This is a genomic window from Streptomyces sp. NPDC015346 (assembly GCF_043078785.1).
Taxonomy (GTDB): domain Bacteria; phylum Actinomycetota; class Actinomycetes; order Streptomycetales; family Streptomycetaceae; genus Streptomyces.
On record NZ_JBIBTW010000007.1, the window covers coordinates 438,796 to 447,135 of the forward strand.

At 72.3% G+C, this 8,340-nt stretch carries 8 protein-coding genes and 1 rRNA gene; 2 read left to right on the forward strand and 7 right to left on the reverse strand.

Going from position 1 to position 8,340, the window contains the following annotated elements; genetic code table 11:
* Positions 1 to 10 precede the first annotated feature (10 nt).
* A complete protein-coding gene (locus tag ACF06X_RS26435) occupies positions 11 to 358 on the forward strand; it encodes an SCP2 sterol-binding domain-containing protein (RefSeq protein WP_392289773.1) in 348 nt (115 codons plus the stop codon).
* Positions 359 to 445: 87 nt separating this feature from the next.
* Here ACF06X_RS26435 and ACF06X_RS26440 read toward each other — a convergent pair whose 3' ends face one another.
* The 4 genes from ACF06X_RS26440 to ACF06X_RS26455 form a co-directional block, all read right to left on the reverse strand.
* Positions 446 to 1,318, reverse strand: a complete 873-nt coding sequence (locus ACF06X_RS26440; protein ID WP_392289774.1) for an ABC transporter ATP-binding protein — start codon at positions 1,316 to 1,318, stop codon at positions 446 to 448.
* A complete protein-coding gene (locus ACF06X_RS26445) occupies positions 1,315 to 2,349 on the reverse strand; it encodes a FecCD family ABC transporter permease (protein WP_392289775.1) in 1,035 nt (344 codons plus the stop codon). Before ACF06X_RS26445 ends, ACF06X_RS26440 begins: the two co-directional genes overlap by 4 nt.
* Positions 2,346 to 3,305, reverse strand: coding sequence for an iron chelate uptake ABC transporter family permease subunit (locus ACF06X_RS26450; RefSeq protein ID WP_392289799.1), 960 nt, complete (start codon positions 3,303 to 3,305; stop codon positions 2,346 to 2,348). The genes ACF06X_RS26445 and ACF06X_RS26450 overlap by 4 nt, the downstream gene beginning before the upstream one ends.
* 237 nt (positions 3,306 to 3,542) lie before the next feature.
* Positions 3,543 to 4,607 (reverse strand): HAD-IIA family hydrolase, encoded by a 1,065-nt coding sequence (locus ACF06X_RS26455; protein ID WP_392289776.1) that lies wholly within the window; start codon positions 4,605 to 4,607, stop codon positions 3,543 to 3,545.
* Between the two features lie 125 nt (positions 4,608 to 4,732).
* Here ACF06X_RS26455 and ACF06X_RS26460 point away from each other — a divergent pair, with 125 nt between their 5' ends.
* Positions 4,733 to 6,019: a DUF1015 domain-containing protein gene (locus ACF06X_RS26460; RefSeq protein WP_392289777.1), complete on the forward strand. Its 1,287-nt coding sequence runs from the start codon at positions 4,733 to 4,735 to the stop codon at positions 6,017 to 6,019.
* 65 nt (positions 6,020 to 6,084) lie between these two features.
* Here the strand turns inward: ACF06X_RS26460 and ACF06X_RS26465 are convergent, their stop codons facing one another.
* The 3 genes from ACF06X_RS26465 to rrf all read right to left on the reverse strand — a co-directional run.
* On the reverse strand, positions 6,085 to 6,831 hold the full coding sequence (locus ACF06X_RS26465; RefSeq protein WP_392289778.1) for a tetratricopeptide repeat protein: 747 nt from the start codon (positions 6,829 to 6,831) through the stop codon (positions 6,085 to 6,087).
* Complete coding sequence (locus ACF06X_RS26470; RefSeq protein WP_392289779.1) at positions 6,831 to 8,057, reverse strand: hypothetical protein; 1,227 nt, start codon at positions 8,055 to 8,057, stop codon at positions 6,831 to 6,833. The genes ACF06X_RS26465 and ACF06X_RS26470 overlap by 1 nt, the downstream gene beginning before the upstream one ends.
* A gap of 192 nt (positions 8,058 to 8,249) precedes the next feature.
* Positions 8,250 to 8,340: ribosomal RNA gene (rrf, locus tag ACF06X_RS26475) — 5S ribosomal RNA — on the reverse strand; the annotation flags it as partial.

Consider the following 8,340-nt stretch of genomic DNA (forward strand, 5'->3'; position numbering starts at 1 on the left):
GTCGATCACGATGGCCACGATCGAGGAGTGCCGCAGCGCACTCGACAAGCTTTCGGACAATCTCACCCGCGCGGACGGCGAGGTGCGCAGCGCGACCGCGCTCGACCGCACGCTGAGCTGCCACCTCACGGACCTGGACACGACGTTCACCGGCCTGCTCGCGGGCGGCCGGATCGAGGTCCGGGACACGGTGGTGGGGCCGCCGCCCGACAAGGCGCAGATCCGCCTGTCGATGACCGGCGACGACCTGGTGGCGATGGTGAACGGCGAGCTGAACTTCGCGAAGGCCTGGGCCTCCGGCCGGGTCAGGCTGGAGGCCGGCTTCCGCGATCTGCTCCGGCTCCGGTCACTGCTGTAGGGCGGCACCCCGTGGCCGGCCCGGATCCCCTTCCGCAGGCCCGGCCCCCGCCCCCGCTCACTTCCGCAGGCCCGGCCCCCGCCCCCGTCACTTCCGCAGCGCCGGCTCCGGTGCCGCCGCCGTCTCGCGGGCGCGCGTCTTCCGGCCCGCCGGGACCACCAGCGGCGTTCCCGTCTCCGGGTCGTCGATGACCTGGCAGCGCAGCCCGAAGACCCGCTCGACCAGCTCGGCCGTCACGACCTCGGCCGGCGGGCCTTCCGCGACGACCTCGCCGCCGCGGACGGCGATGAGGTGGGTGGCGTACCGGGCGGCGTGGTTCAGGTCGTGCAGGACGGCGACCAGGGTGCGGCCCTGGGTCTCGTGCAGCTCGGCGCACAGGTCGAGGACGTCGATCTGGTGCTGGATGTCCAGGAAGGTCGTCGGTTCGTCGAGGAGCAGCAGCGGCGTCTGCTGGGCGAGCGCCATCGCGATCCACACCCGCTGGCGCTGACCGCCGGACAGCTCGTCGACGTACCGCTCCCCCAGCTCGGCCACGCCGGTCGCCGCCATCGACTCCTGGACGATCCGCTCGTCCTCGGGCGACCACTGCCGCAGCAGCCCCTGGTGCGGGTAGCGGCCGCGCGCCACCAGGTCGGCGACGGTGATGCCGTCCGGGGCGATGGACGACTGGGGCAGCAGGCCGAGGGTCTTGGCGACCTTCTTGGCGGGCATGGTGTGGATGCTCTGTCCGTCCAGGAGCACCCGCCCCTGGGAGGGCTTGAGCATCCGGGACAGGGCGCGCAGGAGGGTCGACTTGCCGCAGGCGTTCGGCCCGACGATGACCGTGAAGGAGTTGTCGGGGATCGCCACCGACAGGTCGCGGGCGATGATCCGCTGGTCGTAGGCGAGGGTGACCGACTCCGCGCTGAGCCGCCGGGTCCGACCGTCCATGGGGTTGCTCCTGAGGTTCTTCTCGTTCATATCCGTCCCGCCTTGCGTTCGGTGACGAGCAGCCACAGCAGATAGCAGCCGCCGAGCACGCCGGTGACGACACCGACGGGGAGTTGCCGGTCGCCGAAGGCGTTGGTCGCGAGCCAGTCGGCGACCAGCAGCAGCGCGGAGCCCATGAGGGCGGACGCGGCGAGGTTGGGGCCGGGCGAGCGGGTGAGCCGGCGCGCCAGCTGCGGCGCGCTGAGCGAGACGAAGACGATCGGGCCGGCGGCCGCGGTGGCGACGGCCACGAGCAGCACGGCGGAGCCCATCAGCACGACGCGGGTCCGCTCGACCTTCACACCGAGCGCGTACGCGGCGTCGTCCCCCATCTCCAGCATCCGCAACGCCCGTCCGTGGCCCAGGACGAGCGGGACGAGCAGGCCGCTGACGGCGAGCAGCGGCCAGAAGTGGTCCCAGTCCCTTCCGTCCAGCGAACCGGTCATCCACACGGTGGCGCGCGTCGCGTCGACCAGGTTGGCCTTGGTGAGGAGGTAGTGGATGACGGCGGTCAGCATGGCGGCCGCGCCGATACCGACGAGGACGAGGCGGTAGCCGTGGACTCCCCGCTTCCAGGCGAGCAGGTAGATCACTGTGCCGGTGACCAGCGCGCCGACGATCGCGCCGCCCGCGGCGGCGGCCGAACTGCCCTGGAAGAGCACGATGACGAGGAGCGCGCCGACGGAGGCGCCCTGGCCGAAGCCGATCACGTCGGGGCTGCCGAGGGGGTTGCGGGAGATCGACTGGAAGACGGCGCCGCCGATGCCGAGCGCGGCGCCGACGAAGACGGCGACGAGGACGCGCGGCAGGCGCAGGTCCATGACGGCGAACTCCTGGACGGCGGTGCCGTCGCCGAGGAGGGTGGCGACGACGTCCGCCGGGGCGATGGGGAAGTCTCCGCTGCCGATGAGGACGACCCCGACGGCGAGGGTGAGCACGATCAGCGCCAGCACGGAGAGCGCGGCGCGGGGCGCGTAGCGTACGGAGAGCCCGCCACCGGTCCGTAGCGACTTGGTGGTCACAGCTGGGCCATCCTCTTGCGGCGTACGAGATGGATGAAGACCGGGCCGCCGACGAGCGCCGTCACGATGCCGACCTGGAGTTCGGAGGGCCGGGCGACGAGCCGGCCGATCACGTCGGAGCCGATGAGCAGGACGGGCGCGAGGACGGCGGCGTACGGGAGGATCCAGCGCATGTCGGGGCCGGTGACGGCACGTACGAGATACGGCACCATCAGCCCGAGGAACATGATCGGCCCGCAGGCGGCTGTCGCTGCGCCGCACATCAGCGTGACGGCCAGCATGGCGATGACGCGGGTGCGGTTGAGGTGGGCGCCCAGCGCGCGGGCGGTGTCGTCGCCCATCTCCATCGCGTTGAGCGGCCGGGCGATGAGCAGGGCGAGGGCGACGCCGACCAGGATGAAGGGGGCGACGCGGCGCACGGTCTCCATGTCGGCGGAGGCGAGCGACCCGACCGTCCAGAAGCGGAGCCGGTCGAGGGCGGCCGAGTTCAGCAGCTGGACGGCGTTGACGTAGCCGTAGAGCGCGGCGGTGGCGGCGGTGCCGGCGAGTGCGAGGCGTACGGGTGTGGAGCTGCGGCTGCCGCCCAGGACGTACACGACGACGGAGACGACGGCCGCGCCGACGAAGGCGAACCAGACGTAGTCGGTGACCTCGGTGATCCCGAGGAACGCGATCGCGGACACGACGGCGGCGGCGGCGCCGGCGTTGACGCCGAGGAGGCCCGGTTCGGCGAGCGGATTGCGGGTGAGGCCCTGCATCACGGCACCGGACAGACCGAGCGCGACGCCGACGAGCAGCCCGAGGAGGGTCCGGGGGACGCGTACGTCATGGATGATGACGTCGTTTCCGACACCGCTGTTCTGGAACAGCCCGTGCCACACATCGCCGAGCGGCACCGGTTTGGCGCCGATCATGATGCTCAGGACACAGACCAGCAGCAGGACTCCGACGGCCACGACCAGGCCGACGGCGCGCACGGAATGGCGACGCCTCGGCGGCTGGGCATGATCCGACGACTCCGCGCTCGTTCGGGAGGGACTCTCGACCAACACGAAGTTAGGTTAGCCTACCCTGCTATCCCCCTCGCGGGCCGACCTCCCTGGTCAGCTCCCTGATCAGCGCCCTGGACACCTCTCCGGCCGCCTCCCTGACCCGCCGGTCGCGGCCCGCCGCCCCCTCCCCGGCCCCTCACCTCACAACCCCAGCCGTCCCAACGCCTTCCCGGCGTCCAGCCCGCACGCCCCCGCGCCCGCGTCCGACCACGCCGCCCCGCACAACGCCCGTACTCCGTCCAGCACATCCCCCTCCCCGTCCAGCACCAGTGCTCCCCCGCTCGCCGCAGCCGTCCACCCCCCGCACACGAAGCCGCCTTCCACCTCGGCCACTTCGGGCTGCCCGACGAGCAACCCCCGCAGATCCGCCGCCACATACGTCGGTCGGTGCTCCGGCACCGCCGCCAGCAGCTGCGGTACGTCCGTCACCCCGGTCAGCACGAGCAGTGAGTCCACGCCCCCGTTGAACGCCCCCTCGATGTCCGTGTCCAGGCGGTCCCCGACCACCAACGGCCGCTCGGCGCCGGTCCGCAGCACCGTCTCCCGGTGCATCGGCGGCAGCGGCTTCCCCGCGACCTTCGGCTCCACGGTGCCGCCCGTGGCGATCCGTACGACCTCCACCGCCGCTCCGTTCCCCGGCCCGATCCCACGAGGCCCTGGAATCGTCAGGTCGGTGTTCGACGCGTACCACGGCACGCCCCGCGCCACCGCGTAGCTCGCCTCGACCAACCGGCTCCAGGTCAGGTTCGGCCCGCCGTACCCCTGCACGACCGCCGCCAGGCCCTCCTCGTCCGCCGAGTCCACCGGCTCCAGGCCCCGCTCGCGCAGCGCCACCCGAAGCCCCTCCCCGCCGATCACCAACACCCGCGATCCGGAGGGCACTTCGTCGGCGATCAGCCGCGCCACCGCCTGCGCCGAGGTGACGACGTCCCCGGCCTCGGCCGGCACGCCCAGCTCGGTCAGGTGCGCCGCGACCGCGTCCGGCGTCCGCAGCGCGTTGTTGGTGACGTACGCGAGATGCATGCCGCCGGCCCGCGCCGAGGCCAGCGCCTCGACCGCGTGGGCGATCGCCTGCCCGCCCGCGTACACCACACCGTCCAGGTCGAGCAGCGCCGTGTCGTACGCCTCGCTCAGCGCCCGCGCGCTGCCGCCCGGCCGCTTCCTGCCCAGCCGACCCTGACCGCCGCCCACGCCGCCGTCGTCCATGACCTCGTACTCCTCACATCACCGAACACCGGTGAACGTCACCGATGCGTCACCGGGGCCTCCCGGCGAAGGCCCCCGCTCCCCCCGATCATCGCTCATAGCCACCACCCACTTACGATTGCGCAATGAACACCTCAGGTCCCGCGGCCGACGACGTCCGCGCCGACGGTCTGCGCCTGCTCCCGTTCCGGGGGCTCCGCTACGTCCCCGAGCGGGTCGGCAGTCTGGCCGCCGTGACCTCCCCGCCGTACGACGTCGTCGTACGGCCCGACGGACTGCACCACCTCGAGTCCGCCGACCCCCACAACATCGTCCGCCTGATCCTGCCGCAGGCCGTCATCGCCGGCGCCCGCCACCGCAAGGCCGCCGTCACCCTCGACCGCTGGATCGCCGACGGCATCCTCGCCCCGGACCCCGAGCCCGCGCTGTACGTGTACGAGCAGCACGGCGACGGCATCCTCCAGCGGGGCGTCATCGGCGCCCTTGAGCTCTCCACCCCGGCACAGGGCATCGTGCTCCCGCACGAGGACGTGATGCCGCACGTCGTCGAGGACCGGGCGGCGCTGATGCGGACGACCGCCGCGAATCTGGAGCCACTGCTCCTCACGTACCGCGGCGACGGCGACGGAGCGGCGGACGTCATCGAGCGGACCGTCCAGCGCGAGCCGCTGCTCGCCACCACCACCGAGGACGGCTTCCACCACCGCCTCTGGTCGGTCACGGACCCCGCCGATCTCGCCACGATCACGGCCGGCCTCGCCGAGCACCAGGCGCTGATCGCCGACGGTCACCACCGCTGGGCGACCTACCTCCGCCTGCGCGAGGAGCACGCCTCACCGAGCCCGTGGAACTACGGCCTGGTGCTCCTCATCGACACCGCCCGTTACCCCCTGCGGGTCCGCGCCATCCACCGCCTCCTGAACCGCCTCCCCGTCGCGGACGCGCTCGCGGCCCTCGGGGACAGCTTCCGGGTCCGCCGCGTCGAGGGCCCGTTGCCGGCAGCCCTGGAATCCCTGGCGTCGGCGGCGGCCGAGGGCAACGCCTTCCTCCTGACCGGCGACGGCAGCTTCCACCTCGTCGACCGGCCGGACCCGGAGCTGATCTCGCGCACGGTACGGACCGACCGCCCGGAGGCCTGGCGCACCCTGGACGCGACGGTCCTGCACGCCACGCTCCTCGACCACCTCTGGCACATCCCGGACGCCCCCGAGCACATCAGCTACATCCACGACACCGCGGCCGCCGTCGAGCAGGCGGAACGCCGCGGCGGTACGGCGGTGCTCATGCATCCGGTACGGGAAGAGGTCGTACGGGACCTGGCCCGGCAGGGCGTCACGATGCCCCGCAAGTCGACGTCGTTCGGCCCGAAGCCGGCGACGGGCCTGGTGCTCAGGAGCCTGGCGCTGGACTGAGCACACCAAAAAGGGCGGCACCCCCGAGGTGGGGGTGCCGCCCTTTCTTCGTGCCGTGTCAGACGTCAGACGCGGTCGTCCTCGTCGCGGTCGTCCTCGTCGTCGATGTCGTCGTCGGCGATGTCATCGTCGGCGTCGGCGTCGGTCTCATCGGCGGCCTGGGGCTCGACGATCTCGTCGGACTCCTCGACGTCGTCGATGGCGTCCACGAACTCGACACCGTCCAGCTCGGCGAGCCGGTCGGAGGCGTCCGTGGCCCCGTCCTTGTCCGACTCCAGCGCCTTGGCGAACCACTCACGCGCCTCGTCCTCCCGCCCGGCGGCGAGCAGGGCGTCGGCGTAGGCGTACCGCAGGCGGGCCGTCCAGGGGTGCACGGCGGTGGACGCGAGTTCGGGGCTCTGCAGGGTCACGATGGCGGCGTCCAGCTGTCCCATGTCCCGGCGCGCACCGGCGGCGACGAGCCGCATCTCGACCTGTCCGGCCTTGTCCAGCTTCTGCGTCTCGGGCTCACCGGCCATCGCCAGCGCCCGCTCGGGCCGGCCCATGCCGCGCTCGCAGTCGGCCATCACGGGCCACAGCTCGACACCGCCGGTCATCCGCCGCGCGGCCCGGAACTCGGCCAGCGCCTCGGAGTACTTCTGCGTGGCGTACGCGGCGAAGCCGGCGGCCTCGCGCACCGCGGCGACGCGGGAGGCGAGCCGCAGGGCGATACGGGCGTACGCGTACGCCTGCTCCGGGTCCTCGTCGATCAGGTTGGCGACCATGACGAGGTTGCGGGCGACGTCGTCCGCGAGCCCCTTGGGCAGGCTCATCAGCTCCTGGCGCACGTCCGCGTCGATCTCCTCACCGGTGATCTCCGCCGGGATCGGCAGCCGCTTGATCGGCGCGCGATCCGGCCGGTCCCGGTCCCGGTCGTCACGACGCCCGTAGCCACCCCGGTCGTCCCGACCGCGGTACCCACCCCGGCTGTCGCCACCACGGTCGTCGCGGCGGAAGCCGCCACCACCGCCACGGCTGTCGTCCCGACGAGGACCACGGGGCCGGTCGTCGCGCCGGTCGTCCCGACGGTCATCACGGCGATCGTCCCGACGGAACGCCGGCCGCTCACCGCCACGGTCGTCGCGACGGAAGGACGGACGGTCGTCCCGCTGGAAGCCACCACCGCGGTTGTCGTCACGGCGGTCGTCACGACGGAAGGGGGGACGCTCGTCGCGCCGGTCATCGCGTCGGTCGTCACGACGGTCATCACGACGGAAGGAGGGGCGCTCGTCGCGCCGGTCGTCGCGACGGAACGACGGACGGTCGTCCCGCTGGAAGCCACCACCGCGATTGTCGCCACCACGGTCATCACGACGGAAGCCGCCGCCACCACGGTTGTCATCACGCCGGTCGTCACGACGGTCATCACGGCGGAAGGGGGGACGCTCGTCCCGGCGGTCATCGCGACGGAAACCGCCGCCACCGCTGCGGTTGTCACCGCCACGGTCGTCACGACGGAAGCCGCCACCACCACCACGGTTGTCATCACGACGGTCATCACGCCGGTCGTCCCGGCGGAACGTCGGCCGCTCGCCACCGCGGTCATCACGACGGAAGGACGACGGACGATCGTCACGGCGCTCGTCGCGACGGAAACCGCCACCACCGCGCGTGTCACCGCCCCGGTAGCCGCCGCGGTTGTCACCACCGCGGTCATCGCGGCGGAAACCGCCACCGCCACGGGTATCGCCGCCGCCTCGGTTGTCGTCCCGGCGGAAGCCACCGCCACCACCGCGGTTGTCACCGCCACGGTTGTCGCCACCGCGGTCGTCGCGACGGAAGCCGCCGCCACGATCATCACGGCGGTCATCGCGGCGGAACGCCGGCCGCTCGCCACCGCGGTTGTCGTCACGACGGAAGCCACCGCCACCGCGGTTGTCACCGCCACGGTTGTCGTCACGGCGGTTGTCGACGCGGCGGAAGCCGCCACCACCACGGGTGTCGCCGCCGCCTCGGTTGTCGTCACGACGGGGCCCGCGGTAGCCGCCCCGGTCGCCACCGTCCCTACGACGCGGCTCGCGCTCCGGACGGTCGTCGGGAGAGTTGGTGGACATCGACGTGACTCCTGTCTTCGGGTACTGCAGTCATTCTCGCGCAGTCGGCAAGCCGACGCGCTTCGGAAAAATCGAGGGAAAAACAAAAGGACCCTTGGTCCCAGCGTGAACGCTGGGACCAAGGGTCCTGAAAGATTGTTCGGCGGCGTCCTACTCTCCCACAGGGTCCCCCCTGCAGTACCATCGGCGCTGAAAGGCTTAGCTTCCGGGTTCGGAATGTAACCGGGC

Excerpts from the sequence above, each read along its gene's own strand:
- ACF06X_RS26455 (WP_392289776.1), bottom strand. The coding sequence starts at position 4,607 with ATGGACGACGGCGGCGTGGGCGGCGGTCAGGGTCGGCTGGGCAGGAAG.
- ACF06X_RS26440 (WP_392289774.1), bottom strand. The coding sequence starts at position 1,318 with ATGAACGAGAAGAACCTCAGGAGCAACCCCATGGACGGTCGGACCCGG.
- ACF06X_RS26435 (WP_392289773.1), top strand. The coding sequence starts at position 11 with ATGGCCACGATCGAGGAGTGCCGCAGCGCACTCGACAAGCTTTCGGAC.
- ACF06X_RS26460 (WP_392289777.1), top strand. The coding sequence starts at position 4,733 with ATGAACACCTCAGGTCCCGCGGCCGACGACGTCCGCGCCGACGGTCTG.
- ACF06X_RS26465 (WP_392289778.1), bottom strand. The coding sequence starts at position 6,831 with ATGAGCCTGCCCAAGGGGCTCGCGGACGACGTCGCCCGCAACCTCGTC.